The 14,315-nt window shown below is 42.1% G+C and carries 13 protein-coding genes; 12 read left to right on the top strand and 1 reads right to left on the bottom strand.

Translation table 11 applies throughout. From position 1 onward, the window contains the following. Nucleotides 1-64: 64 nt before the first annotated feature. The 7 genes from ppsA to AC1DOV_RS03975 all read left to right on the top strand — a co-directional run bounded on the left by ppsA (nucleotide 65) and on the right by AC1DOV_RS03975 (nucleotide 8,036). Nucleotides 65-2,680: a phosphoenolpyruvate synthase gene (gene ppsA / locus AC1DOV_RS04005; RefSeq protein WP_477549232.1), complete on the top strand. Its 2,616-nt coding sequence runs from the start codon at nucleotides 65-67 to the stop codon at nucleotides 2,678-2,680. A 47-nt stretch (nucleotides 2,681-2,727) separates the two neighbouring features. After that, complete coding sequence (locus AC1DOV_RS04000; RefSeq protein WP_477549231.1) at nucleotides 2,728-3,357, top strand: class I SAM-dependent methyltransferase; 630 nt, start codon at nucleotides 2,728-2,730, stop codon at nucleotides 3,355-3,357. A gap of 331 nt (nucleotides 3,358-3,688) precedes the next feature. Next, on the top strand, nucleotides 3,689-5,032 hold the full coding sequence (locus tag AC1DOV_RS03995; RefSeq protein ID WP_477549230.1) for an FAD-binding oxidoreductase: 1,344 nt from the start codon (nucleotides 3,689-3,691) through the stop codon (nucleotides 5,030-5,032). Between the two features lie 250 nt (nucleotides 5,033-5,282). After that, complete coding sequence (locus AC1DOV_RS03990) at nucleotides 5,283-5,612, top strand: PadR family transcriptional regulator (RefSeq protein ID WP_339209247.1); 330 nt, start codon at nucleotides 5,283-5,285, stop codon at nucleotides 5,610-5,612. A gap of 13 nt (nucleotides 5,613-5,625) precedes the next feature. Further along, complete coding sequence (locus tag AC1DOV_RS03985; protein ID WP_441883162.1) at nucleotides 5,626-6,492, top strand: pentapeptide repeat-containing protein; 867 nt, start codon at nucleotides 5,626-5,628, stop codon at nucleotides 6,490-6,492. Nucleotides 6,493-6,506: 14 nt separating this feature from the next. Then, nucleotides 6,507-7,268 carry an ABC transporter ATP-binding protein gene (locus AC1DOV_RS03980; RefSeq protein ID WP_477549229.1) on the top strand — a complete coding sequence of 254 codons (762 nt, stop codon included), beginning with the start codon at nucleotides 6,507-6,509 and terminating at the stop codon, nucleotides 7,266-7,268. Beyond that, nucleotides 7,269-8,036, top strand: a complete 768-nt coding sequence (locus AC1DOV_RS03975; protein WP_441883158.1) for an ABC transporter permease — start codon at nucleotides 7,269-7,271, stop codon at nucleotides 8,034-8,036. A 254-nt stretch (nucleotides 8,037-8,290) separates the two neighbouring features. Here the strand turns inward: AC1DOV_RS03975 and AC1DOV_RS03970 are convergent, their stop codons facing one another. Continuing rightward, a complete protein-coding gene (locus AC1DOV_RS03970; protein WP_477549228.1) occupies nucleotides 8,291-9,643 on the bottom strand; it encodes an MATE family efflux transporter in 1,353 nt (450 codons plus the stop codon). A gap of 138 nt (nucleotides 9,644-9,781) precedes the next feature. On the opposite strand from AC1DOV_RS03970, the gene AC1DOV_RS03965 reads away from it, so the two are divergent. The 5 genes from AC1DOV_RS03965 (at nucleotide 9,782) to AC1DOV_RS03945 (ending at nucleotide 14,037) form a co-directional block, all read left to right on the top strand. Then, the gene (locus tag AC1DOV_RS03965) at nucleotides 9,782-10,462 is read left to right on the top strand and encodes a TetR/AcrR family transcriptional regulator (RefSeq protein ID WP_477549227.1); all 681 of its coding nucleotides are present in this window, start codon (nucleotides 9,782-9,784) and stop codon (nucleotides 10,460-10,462) included. A gap of 290 nt (nucleotides 10,463-10,752) precedes the next feature. Next, nucleotides 10,753-10,938 carry a hypothetical protein gene (locus AC1DOV_RS03960; RefSeq protein WP_441883152.1) on the top strand — a complete coding sequence of 62 codons (186 nt, stop codon included), beginning with the start codon at nucleotides 10,753-10,755 and terminating at the stop codon, nucleotides 10,936-10,938. Between the two features lie 386 nt (nucleotides 10,939-11,324). Next, a complete protein-coding gene (locus tag AC1DOV_RS03955; protein WP_477549226.1) occupies nucleotides 11,325-12,041 on the top strand; it encodes a hypothetical protein in 717 nt (238 codons plus the stop codon). A gap of 232 nt (nucleotides 12,042-12,273) precedes the next feature. Further along, nucleotides 12,274-12,873 (top strand): TetR/AcrR family transcriptional regulator, encoded by a 600-nt coding sequence (locus AC1DOV_RS03950; RefSeq protein ID WP_477549225.1) that lies wholly within the window; start codon nucleotides 12,274-12,276, stop codon nucleotides 12,871-12,873. Nucleotides 12,874-12,906: 33 nt separating this feature from the next. After that, nucleotides 12,907-14,037: a cytochrome P450 gene (locus AC1DOV_RS03945; RefSeq protein WP_477549224.1), complete on the top strand. Its 1,131-nt coding sequence runs from the start codon at nucleotides 12,907-12,909 to the stop codon at nucleotides 14,035-14,037. Nucleotides 14,038-14,315: the final 278 nt, after the last annotated feature.

Below are 14,315 nucleotides of genomic sequence, written 5' to 3'. Positions count from 1 at the left end.
TTTATCATGCTGGTAAGCTCTTGTCAAATCTTTTTCTCAATTTATTGGATAGGAGAGATATTGAATGCGTTCTTTAGTTCTCGGTTTTCAGGAAATGGAAAAAACGCAATTTTCACTCGTTGGAGGAAAAGGGTTGAATTTAGGGGAATTATCAAAAATCGAAGAAATTCAAGTACCAGAAGGATTTTGCGTTACAACTGAGGTTTATCAAAGAGCCTTCGAACATAACGAAACGTACTATGCATTGTTGAATCAACTGACAACGTTAAAAGCAGTAGATCGAGACCAGATTGGTGAAATTAGCAGAAAGATTCGACAAATCATTATGGAGGTAGAAATTCCTTCTGAAGTTGTGAAAGCAAATACACACTATCTCTCACAATTTGGTGATGAACATGCTTATGCCGTACGTTCTAGTGCGACTGCTGAAGATTTACCACATGCTTCTTTTGCTGGTCAACATGACACCTATTTAAATATCATCGGCAAAGAAGCAATCATTCAGCATATCAGTAAATGTTTTGCATCTCTATTTACGGATCGCGCGGTAATCTACCGTATGCAAAATGGATTTGACCACAGTCAAGTTTATTTATCCGTTATCGTTCAAAGGATGGTTTTCCCACAGGCTTCGGGCATTTTATTTACCGCCGATCCGATCAGTTCTAACCGAAAGCTGCTCTCCATCGATGCCAGCTTTGGACTTGGAGAAGCGTTGGTTTCTGGCCTAGTTTCTGCCGATTGTTATATCGTACAGGGAGGGGAAATCGTCAACAAAAGGATAGCAACCAAAAAAGTGGCTATCTATGGATTAAAAGAAGGAGGAACAGAGACAAAGCAAATCGATCCTGAACTACAGAAGACACAAACACTTACTGAACAACAAATTTTACGATTGGCGCTCATCGGAAGACAGATCGAAGCTTATTTTGGTTGTCCACAAGATATCGAATGGTGTTTAGTTGATGATACATTTTATATTGTACAGAGTCGTCCAATTACAACCTTATACCCGATCCCTGAAGCGAATGATAAAGAAAATCACGTCTATGTTTCTGTTGGTCATCAACAAATGATGACCGACCCCATAAAACCATTGGGACTGTCTTTCTACCTGTTAACGACCCCTGCAACCATGCGAACAGCTGGTGGAAGATTGTTTGTTGATATCACACATAGCCTGGCTTCCCCTGTCAGTAGCAGTATTGTAATAGATGCCTTGGGAAAATCCGATCCCCTCATAAAAGACGCGCTTATGACTATCGTAGAGCGAGAAGATTTTATAAAATCAACTCCTGATGTTAAACAAGTACCTAGTCCCATTAAAAGCAGTAAAGGTAAGACGTTTTCCGATATTCAAGCACAAATCGAAAATAACCCGACAATCGTTTCTGATTTAATTAAAAGTAGTCAAACATCGATAGAAGAGTTAAAACAAAACATCCAAACGAAATCAGGATCAGATTTGTTTGATTATATTTTAGAAGATATCCAGCAATTAAAGAAAACTCTATTTAACCCACAAAGTTCTGCTGTAATTATGACTGGGATGGATGCTTCATCATGGATTAATGAAAAAATGAACAAGTGGTTAGGTGAAAAAAATGCAGCAGATACGCTTTCGCAATCTGTACCAAACAATATTACTTCGACAATGGGTCTGGCACTATTGGATGTCGCTGATGTGATTCGTCCTTATCCAGAAGTAATTGATTATTTACAATATGTAAGAGAAGATAACTTTTTGGATGATCTAGTTAAGCTAAATGGTGGGAAAGAAACCCAAGACGCTATCTATGCTTATCTCGACAAATATGGGATGCGATGTGCCGGTGAAATCGATATGACAAAAACTCGTTGGAGTGAAAAACCAATTACACTTGTCCCGATGATTCTAGGCAACATCAAAAACTTTGAGCCTAATGCCGGCAAGCGAAAATTCGAACAAGGGCGACAGGAAGCTTTGGAAAAAGAACAAGAGTTATTAGACCGATTAAAACAATTACCGGATGGTAATCAAAAAGCCGCAGAGACCAAACAAATGATCAGCTTAATCCAAAATTTCAGCGGATATCGTGAATATCCAAAATACGGCATGATTAGTCGATACTTCGTATATAAGCAAGCTTTATTGAAAGAAGCCGAACAGCTCGTACAAGCGGGCATTATTCATGAAAAAGATGATGTATACTATCTTACTTTTGAAGAATTTCGCGATGTCGTAGCCACAAATATACTGGATTACCAGATCATCAACAATCGAAAAGACGAATATAAACGATATGAAAAACTGACTCCCCCACGAGTTATTACATCTGATGGCGAAATCATTGCAGGGAAGTATGAACGGGAAAATCTCCCAACCGAGGCTATTGCAGGTCTGCCTGTTTCTTCTGGAGTAATCGAGGGACGAGCACGTGTTATCTTAAGTATGGAGGATGCTGACTTAGAAGATGGAGATATTTTAGTCACTTCCTTTACTGACCCTGGCTGGACACCATTGTTTGTATCCATTAAAGGTCTAGTTACCGAAGTTGGTGGGCTGATGACTCATGGGGCAGTTATCGCGCGTGAGTATGGCTTACCAGCAGTAGTTGGGGTAGAGAATGCTACCACATTAATAAAAGATGGACAACGAATACGGGTGCATGGAACTGAAGGGTATATCGAAATATTGTAATGGCTAACAAGATAACATTTAATTTAAGACATAAAGGAGATAGAGATATGACGGAATTTTGGGAATCAAGTTTTATAGAAAAACAAACGATGTGGGGATTTGAACCTACAGACTCCGCAATCGTAACAAAGGACTTTTTCCTTGAAAAGAATGTTAAGGACATACTGATTCCAGGTATTGGTTATGGCAGAAATGCAAAGGTTTTTATTGACAATGGAATAAAGGTAACAGGTATAGAAATTTCAAATACAGCGATTGATTTGGCGAAGGAAAACGGGCTTGATATAAGTATTTTTCATGGTTCAGTAACGGATATGCCCTTTGATAACAAGCTCTATGATGGTATATTCAGTCATGCGCTTATTCACTTATTGGATAATCGAGAGAGAGAAAAATTTATTCAAGATTGTTATGATCAGTTAAAGCCAAATGGATATTTGGTTTTTACAACGGTTTCACAAAAAGCCCCAATGTTCGGAAAGGGCAAACAATTGGCTAAAGACTATTTCGAGATAATGGAGGGCGTAAAAATGTATTTTTATGATGCTGATTCCATAAAACAAGATTTTGAAAAATATGGACTGGTAGAGATTTTAGAAATTGACGAGCCAAATAAGAACACGAAAAATGCACCTCCAATCCATTTTCTAATTATAAAGTGCAAGAAAACACCGTAAACATTATCATATATTTTTCAACACTATCTAAAACATAACTTAAAGGAAATAGAACTCCACCGAGTACGAAAAAGTAGTCATTAGTGCATTGAAACAGTGGCAGTCTAGGACATTATTTACTGGTCCATGACTGTCACTGTTTTTAGTTTGGAATACAAATATCAGTTCAACATTCATGCACTTGTAAAGACAAATAATGAAAACCATGATCATTCGAGATCTTCTTTATATATACTTTATCAGCAGTAGTCCATACCAACTGGTTAAACCCTTCATACGATACATGGCAACTGTCTAAATTGCGGGAGAAATGGATAAAGGAGTTGGATACATGAAATCAATAACAAAACTTACGGGGCGAGTGATTTTCAAGGGAAACCCTGGTTATGAAGCGGCTCGTAAGAATTGGGATCCTCATACCGACAGATTTCCAAAAGTTTTTGTTTTTGCCCAAAGAACACTGGATGTTGCAAACGCTATAAGATGGGCTCGCAAAAATAATGTTCCTATTCGCCCGAGAAGTGGACGGCACGCCTTGGAGACCAACCTTTCTCAAGTTAACGGAGGCATTGTCATCGATGTTAGCGAGATGAAGAAAATCAAGTTGAATAAAAAGTGCAGAACTGTTGTGGTTGAGTCAGGCAATCGGGTAGGAAGAGTCGTAGACAAATTGGCAAGACAAGGTTTTATCGCACCGTTTGGTGATAGTCCTTCGGTTGGAATCGGTGGAATTACACTTGGCGGAGGGATTGGTCCGCTCCAAAGAACGACTGGCCTCATTAGCGACAATCTCATCGGAATAGAAATGGTTGACGCTAAGGGAAGAGTAATCCGGGCAAATAAAAAACGCAATTCCGATCTCCTATGGGCTTCCCGCGGTGGAGGAGGCGGTAACTTTGGCGTATACACAAAATACAAATTCAAAGTACTGCGTGCTCCAGCCAAAGCTACCGTCTTCAGCGTAACGTGGCCATGGGAGCAGTTCGAAAAAGTCGTAAAGAAATGGCAAGTCTGGGCTCCTAATGCCAGTACCAGATTGGGCAGCGAATTAAATGTTGGACCCAAAAAGGGTGGAAATGTTAGCATGATCGGTCTGTTTCTTGGATCTAAAACGGAAGCCCTGCGTCAATTAGAGCCTATTCTAAGCGTGGGGACGCCTACAAAAAAAACCATCCGATTGTTACCATATCTTGAAGCTACAAAGTTTTTGTTAGCTCCTGATCCAGTGCTTACACAAAAGTTCAGCAACCAGTTTTCCAGCGGCTTCGGCAGACGTCCTTTTCCAGATAAAGCCTATAAAGTTATGCGCGAGTTTCTAGAAAACGCTGAGGGAGGGACTCCGGCCGGCTTCTTCTTCCTTAACTGGGGTGGTGCCATAAGCCGTATCGCACCTAAAGCCACAGCATTCTACTGGCGTAAAGCCAAATTTTATGTCGAATGGAACAGCTCATGGGTTAAGCCATCTCATGCCGCTAAAAATATTGCCTTAGCACGGAACACAAGGCATAAGCTGCAGCCATATATCGTAGGTTCCTATATCAATGTACCAGACCAAGGTATCAAATGTTCTGGTCCTGTTTATTATGGTAAAAACTTTCCTAGGCTGCGTAGAGTAAAAGCTAAGTATGATCCAAATAATGTGTTCAACAATCCTCAAAGTATTCCACCGGCTTGAATGAGAATGAATTGAAATAAGGTACTTTCTTACAGTTAAGTTGTGGGGGATATCATGTCACATGCCAAGCAGCAAAGACACACATGGTAACTAATCGCGTGAACCCAAGGGGAACCTTGGGTTCATTTTTCATTTTACAACTAAAATCGATAGGGCTAGGCTTCCGTAACCACAGAGAAAGTAATTTGATTAAAATAGTACCTTGACAGTCATAGTAGTATGTCGTATTATACAGTAGCGGGGTGATTAAATGAGTGAGAACAAAATTACATCCGACCTGCTGCGCGGACATACCGATACGATGATATTGCGACTATTATCCGAAGATGATCGCTATGGATACGAAATTGTCAAATTGATCGCGGAGCGCTCGGGCGGTGAGTATGAACTAAAAGAAGCGACCATGTATTCCAGTGTCAGACGTCTTGAGACAGACGGTGATATCGAGTGGTATTGGGGCGATGAATCACAGGGCGGACGGCGCAAATATTTTAGAATTACCGAGAAGGGCAAGGAAACATATGCCCGCAACAATAGCAACTGGGAGTATGCAAAACGCGTGCTTGAAAACTTACTATAGGAGGTTTGATGTGATGAATCAGAAATTGACGAATTATTTGAACGACGTTTTTACGCCATACGATGGGGTGAAAAGCGTCACCGAATTAAAAGCCGACCTGCTCTCCGATTTACAGGAGAGGTACCGTGAACTTAAAGCCGAGGGCAAAGACGATGAAACAGCGTTTAATAAGACCATTGAGAGCATTGGCGACATCGAGGAAACGATACTGGAAGTCGCCAATCTCTCCCGCTCGCTGGAGAGGCAAGTACTGACAAACTTTAGCGCGAGCAATTTGCCAAAGAGTGACTTTGCAGGTGTTATTGCGCATAAAGGAAATTTCACATCGAGTGCATTACACGGCTCTGACTTTGCAGGTGCAGACTTGACCGGAAGCACCTTTAAGAGCAGCGACATCCGTGAAGCCAATTTTAACGGCGCAAATCTGACCGACTGTACCCTATCTGTCAATGATCTTTCCAATGCGAGCTTCAATAAATCGATCCTTGTACGCACCAACTTCAGCATTTCGGGGATGGAAGGAGCAAAATTCACAGGCGTAAAACTGACCGACGTCACGCTAAACAAGATCGACCTTAAAAAAACAATTTTTGAAGGTTGTATCTTTGACGGCGTGGACTTCAAATATTGTGACCTGAGTGGGCTGTGTCTTGACGGGCAAACCTTTATCGGCGTTAAGTTTGACAAGTCTGCTATAAATGAAGTTTCGTTTAAGGGTGCTACACTCAAGAATGTTTCTTTTCAAGCATTTTTTTCCTTGACTAATAAGTATTACCGCTCCATCAAAACCATCTGCTTTGACGAAGCAGTCATGGATAAGCTGACCTATGCTGCGCTTAAAGGTATGGGAGCCGAATTGTCTAAAGTTACAGTTCGATAAGGAGGGGAAAAAGTATGAATAATAAGTCAATTCAAGTTATAGGTCTGCAAAAGTCTTACAAAGAGCTTGCCGTCCTTAAGGGAGTAGATTTCGAGGTGGAAAAGGGCAGTATTTTTGCACTGCTCGGTTCAAACGGGGCAGGTAAAACGACGGTTGTCAAAATCCTGACTACGCTGCTCAAACAAGACAGTGGAACCGCCGTCGTTGAGGGATTTGATGTAGCGTCCAAACCTGATCATGTGAGGCAGGCGATTAGTTTAACCGGACAATTTGCCGCTGTAGACGAACTAATGACCGGACGGGAAAATCTAATCATGATTGCCAAACTGCGATACCTGAGTAATCCGCGGCAAGTTGCGGATGACTTGCTTAAACGCTTTGGCCTGACAGACGCCGCCAACCGCAGGGTATCTACTTATTCGGGTGGGATGCGCCGCAGGCTCGACATCGCATTGAGCTTTGTAGGGAAACCGCAGGTTATTTTCCTCGACGAACCGACCACTGGCCTTGATCCCGAGGCACGCATCGAGGTTTGGAAGATCGTGAAGGAGCTTGCAGACAGCGGCACTACGGTATTCCTAACTACGCAGTATTTGGAAGAGGCGGAACAGCTCGCTGACCGAATTGCGATTCTGCACAAGGGTAAAATCATCGCCAGCGGCACGCTTTTGGAGCTAAAAAAGATGTTTCCATCAACGAAAGTGGAGTATATTGAGAAGCAGCCGACATTGGAAGAGATATTCCTCTCCATTATTGGCAAGAAGGAGGGAGCATAAATGGAGACGGTAAAAAAACATTTTTTTAACGATTTGGGCGTTATGCTCGGACGTTCCATGCGCCATATTTCCCGTAGTATGGACACCATCGTCACGGTCTGTATCACTCCGATTGCGATGATGCTGTTGTTCGTCTATGTGTTTGGTGGTGCAATTCAAACCGGTACAGATAACTACGTTAATTATCTATTGCCCGGAATACTGCTCATTGCGATTGCTAGCGGGATATCCTACACGGCATTTCGTCTGTTTACCGATGTGCAGCGAGGTATTTTCGAGCGGTTTCATTCCATGCCAATTTCGCGTTCCACCTTACTATGGGGGCATGTGTTGACCTCACTAGTATCCAATGCTATCTCGGTTGTCGTTATCATTCTCGTAGCGTTGATTATGGGTTTTCGTTCTTCGGCCGGGATACTAGACTGGCTAGCAGTAGCTGGCATACTCATGCTGTTTACGCTGGCATTAACCTGGGTCGCTGCCATTGCAGGATTATTGGCAAAATCGGTGGATGGGGCAAGCGCTTTTTCCTACCCGATCATCTTCCTTCCGTTTATTAGCTCGGCATTTGTGCCGACTGAATCGATGCCTTCGGTCGTTCGTGCCTTTGCTGAAAACCAACCGGTAACCTCGATCGTTGAAGCCATTCGCGCGTTGCTCTCAAACCAACCGGTGGGCAATGAATTATGGATTGCGCTTGCATGGTGCGTTGGGATCTTGTTTGTAGCCTACTTCTTTGCGATGAGGGTTTATAAAAAGCGGTTTTAAATGAAGAAATGCGACCCAGTACTGTATCGGTTCTGGGTTTATTCTTTTTTAATGATGATGTTCTTTTAACTTTATGCAGGATTGAAAACAAGTTTTAACCGTCTTTGTATCAGTTATTCTCGACAGATGAACTAGTAAAGCAATTCGAGCATAAGAACATGGAGCTAATCTAGTTCACGGTGGAAAACGGTTTGATCCGAAGAAAGGCAAGATCAGAGAATGCCCTCATCCTGCCTCATACGTCTTATTCGTTACTAGTGCACTAAACTTTCCAAATCCGGCTGCAATTTGTTCCGTAGGACATACAGCATGATCGCTCCAACAAGGAACGCGACGGCATCCGCTATGACAAGCGACCAGACCACCCCATGAAAGCCATTCAAGCGATTAGCTATAAACAACACAGGAATCAGAGTAATTCCTTGAATAATTGACATAATAAACGCGGCGGTTCCTTGCGCTGTTGCTTGGAAGATTCCCGTAAACAACGAGGTCATTCCTGTAATGAACAAGGATAAGAACGTCACATGCAGAATGTAGCTGCCCATTTCAATTAATTGCGGGTCATTCGTAAATAAACCAATTAAATGGTCGGAAATCAGATAGACGATAACTCCGAACACGACTGCTAACGCAAGAACCACTTTAATTGTGAATGTAATGGTATGCTTCATGCGTAATTTATTCGCTGTAAAAGAGAAAGCAATCATCGGCACAACTCCCTCACATAATCCCATCAGAATAAACTCTGGAAATTGCAGCAATCGCGATGAAATTCCGAACCCCGCTATAGCTTGCTCCCCATATTCAACAAGAAAATGGTTAAAGATGAGCGACATTGCTCCCATGATGATACTCATAACAAATACGGGAACTCCGATTTTGAATACATTGCTTAGAATGTCCTTGTTAGCCTTAAACCATTTTATAGAAATGGTCAAAAATTGGCTTTTATATCTTATACGAAAGGCGTAGTACATACTCGCAACCAAATTAGAAATGACTGTAGCAGACGCAACGCCGATTACATCCCAATGGAAAACGAAGATGACTAGCGCATCTAGAATAATATTTACGACAACACTGATAATCATACCGATCATCGACGTGGTAGCTGACCCCTCCGAGCGCACAATATTCTCCAGCGTGAAGAACAATACGACGATTGGTGAACCAATAAGCATTATCGTGACATAGTCCTTTGTAAATCCGAAGGAGTCAGGCGTTGCCCCTAGGCCATGAACGATTGGATCAATCAACGGGAGACTAACGGCCATCACGATAAGACCGAGAACTAAACTACTGTAAAAGGCAAATGAAGATACATGCTTAACATCATCATATTTTTTCTCACCCAGCAACCGAGAGATGAAGGCTCCGCTACCGATGCCAATCAAGTTGCCTAGTGCCATAATCGCCGCGAATAAAGGCAAGGTGAGTGCGAGTGCAGTCAACATGGCAGTATTGTGGAGTGTACCAAGGAAATAGGCATTCAAGATGGAGTATATAACACTCATTGACATGCCTAACATCATCGGTACAGCGAAGTGAGCTACAGCTTTTGAGACGGGTGCTTTTTCAAAATAATGGAGGTTTTCTGTATCCATGTGAATCACTACTTTCTTTATTTATTTTGACCATCAATCTAACGGTGTTAGTTTGTATCTTACAGTGTTAGATGATATCATGAACCTATGAACCTGTAAAGTATAAACTTACACTGTTAGATAAAAGGACGGATACCGATGAAAAAAAAGCAGCCTCAGATTTCGGAGGATAAAATTTTGGAAACCTCGTGGGAGCTTCTTGGAGAGGAAGGCATTGAGAAATTCAGCATGAGACGCTTGGCCGATCGTATGGGCATACAGGCTCCCTCTCTGTACTGGTATTTCAAGAGCAAGCAGAATCTCTACCAGCGCCTGGCCAACCATGTATCGAAGATCATTTTGGAGGAGTTTCACTCTGAGGGGGATTGGAGGGAGCAGCTAGCGGAATTTGCGGTAACCGTACGGAGTGTGCTCAGCCGATATCCCTGCTCCACGCAGCTCATGATGTTGACGCTGCCCCACGAACCAGACATGATCCGGTTCACTAACCGAATGCTGCTCTGCATGGAATCGACGCCACTTGAGCAAGAGCAAAAATTACAAGCCGTTCTTACGCTGGTGAACTATGTCTTCTACTTCGTTCTGGACAATTATCAGCATCAGCGCATATTATCCACTATGCTTGAGGAGCAGGGAGAGCTTCGTGATGGAGAGATAACAAGTCTTCTGGACGCCATGAGCGAGACAGATGCGGGAGTGTTTCGAGGGATGTACAAAAATGGGCTATTTAATCTGATAGGGACCGACGGAGCGTTTGAATTCGGCATGAAGCTGATTCTGAAGGGGATTGAGCAGGTGATAAAGGATCAGGATAGGTAGTATAGTATGTAAAACACCCTCATCTGGATATCGGATGGGTCGGATTCATTGAGGTTTATATACAACTTTACGGTAGCCCGTTAAGCTAACAGAGCAGGACAGTCGAACAATAGTGACCAATAAAAGGTTTTATTAGGTACGATTACATTTTGAGGAAAGGTGATATAAAGGTGATCTACAAAGGGATATTCTTGGCTTTCGTAATCATCCAAAATATTTATTTTCTCATAACACAACCAGATAAATATAAACTATGGATATCAGTATTTAATATAACAGTAGGTACCCTAATGACATTAATGGCTGTTTTTTATTATTTTGATGCTTATAAACCTAAAATTGGTCCAGTAGGAAATGGTCCCGATCCTGATTTAATTTTGACTAATTTTCTCGGCATGATAGTGACGGGAGGATGCTTTATAATTATCGGTTTGATCGGTGTTCACATTAAAAGAAAGCTGAAGCACAAGAAATAATAGGAGAAGCTATTCCTAGTTTGAATTACGGCCCGCCTTGACAAACGGAGAGTCCTCCACTTAGAATCAAATATTTGAAAGTGTATTTAGTCTGCTGCCAAGGAATGGGGATAGGAATCCAATTCCTCAAGATAGCATGCTTCAGCAAAGTCCGCAAATTAATAGTGGGATAGAAGTGGTCGATTCATTTGTAGGCGGGACATTTCCAGCACTGACTGCTCTGAATGGGGAAAGTGTGAATCCATTGCAGATTTACATACAGATTGGATCATATCTTTGGTTCATCTGTATGTTCATCATTATTATCGTTAGCTACCGAAAGACATATTTTGAATGGGAGTCCGCTTGCTTTTGGTGAGGGGAATGTCAAAGGGAGGATTAAAAACGTGTTGAATTACAGAAAACCGAGGTTTTGGTTACTTTTTTTCTCAATTGTCCTTATGATAGCAGTTGGAATTGGATTGCTAGCAAATCCTGTAATAAAGGGGAAAGATTCATTAGGACAAATTACTGACTCAAATAATATACCATCAAGTGAAGAAGCTTCTTTGGAACTACCAGAGAAATCAGCAGCGGAAATATTAAGTGACCTAGCCAATCTGCAATTTTCAATTAAAAGGGATCAAATTAGTGATGACGATCAAGAAACCGTTGTCACATTTGGAAAAGCTTTTGTGAATTTGTATACCGGTGCTATTGCAGAACAAAAAGCAGTCACATTTAGAAATTACATATCTAACGATAATCTTCTAAAATACACAAATAAAATGCTAGAGCTAGAACAAAGAAAAGAATTAAAGGGAGAGTTTAGTGTTATTTTCGGTCTGGAAAATAAATTTGCGGAAGCAGAATTCAAGCAACTTGATGAAAATCTCTACTACGTAAATTTACCTTTTTCGAACCAAGGATCTGGTATGAGCTTTAAGATGTTAGTTCAAACAGAAAATAAAATATTAAAAATCGTTGATTTGTACTTTGGAAACAAAGACGGTGTAGACACGATTGTAACTGGACATCCCGCTGTTAGAAAACTTCATGATTCAAAACTCTGGGATGACAAAGAATGGGTTGATGGTGTTTTTGAAAAGCTTGAAAAAATATAAATCTGAACGAAGCTCTTGAGTATGCATAAATAGGAGACAAGCTATTAAAAACCACGTATATCGTGGTTTTTTTGTTTTTTCGGTACATATACTTAGCAATGTGCTATGTCAAGAATTTGTACCGAATAACGAAAAAACAATCATGATTGACAATCATTTTACCGAGTGTTACCATAAATATATTAATTGTACTGACTAGTCAGTACATTACGGAAAGGAGAGTCATTTCGCATTGAGCAAAACGAAAATCATGTCAGCAGCGATAGACGTTTTCTCGGAGAATGGATACCACCGAGCTAGTATGGACGATATCGCACTTAGAGCAAAGGTTGCCAAAGGGACGCTGTATTATCATTTTCCAGGAAAAGCACAGCTGTTTAAGACGATCGTAATGGATGGACTGCAGGTCATTACCGATCGAATACGGAATGAGCTGCGAACTGATCTTTCGTTGGAAGAACAAATCAGGCGAATCATCCGGCACAATCTCGACTTGTTTCTGGATTCCAGCGGATTCGCACATATCGTGTTCAACGAATTATCGAACGGAATTGATCAGGAAGTACTAGAGGAATTGAATAAACTGAAGCTCGGCTATATTCGTTTTATTGCAGAGGTGCTGGAAGGAAGCCGGGAAGAGGGGGTAATGATCAATGTCAATTGCAGCTTGGCTGCTGCGGGAATTGTCGGATTGCTCAACAGTTCCTGCGATTATTTTCTAACCTATGGCAGTAGTATAAACCGCGACGATCTTGAACATTTTCTTTATCAGATTATTACGACCGGGTTGTTTTTGACCCCCGGCGGCAAGCCAGATGGTATGTTGAACTGATTTCATTCTAAGCGGAAAGCGGCGATGCGACGTATGAATTGGAAAACTGACAGCGAACTGATACCTTTGTCTTGGTTTAAAGAAATGCGAAACTCTTCCCCTGTCGTGTTCAATTCGGAGAAAAATACTTGGGACGTGTACAAGTACGAAGATGTAAAGAAGATATTTGCCGATCATGAGCATTATTCTTCAAAAGGGACGGAAAGCGCCATGGAGCCGATCAACTCAAGCATTCTTAGACAAGATCCACCTAAACACCGACAGCTGCGTATGCTCGTTTCGCAAGCGTTCACGCCTCGGGCTATCGAAGCGCTCGCACCGAAAATTGAATCGATTGCGCAGCAATTGTGTGATCAAGCAGAAGAGACGGGGGAGATGGATGCCCTTCTCGATTATGCGAGCCCTCTGCCGATCATCGTCATCGTCGAAATGCTGGGCATTCCGTCCGTGGATCGCGACCGGTTCAAGGAATGGTCGGATTCGCTAGTTGGGAATGACGGCGAACGTTATTTTCAATGCCAGAAGGAAATGAGCGACTATTTCTCCGACATCATGAATCGAAGACGGCTTGACCCGCAGGATGATCTCATCAGCAATCTCGTTCATGCAAAGGTCGAAGGCGAGCAATTAAGTGACTTGGAGATCATCGGATTCTGCATTCTGCTGCTGGTGGCGGGGAATGAAACGACTACCAATCTTATAACGTCAGCCTTACTGTGCCTAGATAGCGACAGAGAGGCAAGGAAAAGTCTCATCGAGGAACCTTCCATGATTCCGCAAGCCATCGAAGAGGTGCTTCGCTATTGCTCTCCTGTTCAAACGATGATTCGAATCGTTAAAAAGACGACTGTTCTGCGCGGCCAAACGCTTTCGCCCGGACAAATGGTCAACCTCTGGATCGGGTCGGCCAATCATGACGGAGCCCAATTTGATACTCCAGAAAAATTCGAAATCCATCGCAAACAGAATCCGCATCTGGCATTGGGACATGGCATTCACTTCTGCTTGGGCTCTCAGCTTGCCCGCTTGGAGAGCAAGATCGCCATTCAAACACTTCTTAGCAGGTTTCCTGACTACGCAAGAGATCGTTCGCACACGCTAGAGCGGTTGGACAGCTGGATGATGTTCGGGGTCAATCGTTTGCCACTGGTTCTGACAAAATAACGTTACTTTAACAGGCGCTTTATTGCATATTCAACACCAATAAAAGTCGTAAAAGCTTATGTAATCATTGGTTCTACAATCGAACAATACTATAGCGTAAGAATCAACAAGACGAGGCTGCCGATATTATGATATGCTCCCCAAATAGTAGACAGGTGAAATAATAAAAAACCTGTTGCTATGAGGGGAGCATTTTCATGTCTAAAGTTAAATATTCCGCATCAGAGAAACTTACCATAATCGGAGAGATCGAAAGTGGTGAACTTGGCTCTATGGCC

The organism is Paenibacillus sp. 01T47, from assembly GCF_056398245.1.
This window is presented reverse-complemented; position numbering and strand designations above follow the sequence as displayed.

Excerpts from the sequence above, each read along its gene's own strand:
- ppsA (WP_477549232.1), top strand. The coding sequence starts at position 65 with ATGCGTTCTTTAGTTCTCGGTTTTCAGGAAATGGAAAAAACGCAATTT.
- AC1DOV_RS04000 (WP_477549231.1), top strand. The coding sequence starts at position 2,728 with ATGACGGAATTTTGGGAATCAAGTTTTATAGAAAAACAAACGATGTGG.
- AC1DOV_RS03995 (WP_477549230.1), top strand. The coding sequence starts at position 3,689 with ATGAAATCAATAACAAAACTTACGGGGCGAGTGATTTTCAAGGGAAAC.
- AC1DOV_RS03990 (WP_339209247.1), top strand. The coding sequence starts at position 5,283 with ATGAGTGAGAACAAAATTACATCCGACCTGCTGCGCGGACATACCGAT.
- AC1DOV_RS03985 (WP_441883162.1), top strand. The coding sequence starts at position 5,626 with ATGAATCAGAAATTGACGAATTATTTGAACGACGTTTTTACGCCATAC.
- AC1DOV_RS03980 (WP_477549229.1), top strand. The coding sequence starts at position 6,507 with ATGAATAATAAGTCAATTCAAGTTATAGGTCTGCAAAAGTCTTACAAA.
- AC1DOV_RS03975 (WP_441883158.1), top strand. The coding sequence starts at position 7,269 with ATGGAGACGGTAAAAAAACATTTTTTTAACGATTTGGGCGTTATGCTC.
- AC1DOV_RS03970 (WP_477549228.1), bottom strand. The coding sequence starts at position 9,643 with ATGGATACAGAAAACCTCCATTATTTTGAAAAAGCACCCGTCTCAAAA.
- AC1DOV_RS03965 (WP_477549227.1), top strand. The coding sequence starts at position 9,782 with ATGAAAAAAAAGCAGCCTCAGATTTCGGAGGATAAAATTTTGGAAACC.
- AC1DOV_RS03960 (WP_441883152.1), top strand. The coding sequence starts at position 10,753 with ATGACATTAATGGCTGTTTTTTATTATTTTGATGCTTATAAACCTAAA.
- AC1DOV_RS03945 (WP_477549224.1), top strand. The coding sequence starts at position 12,907 with ATGAATTGGAAAACTGACAGCGAACTGATACCTTTGTCTTGGTTTAAA.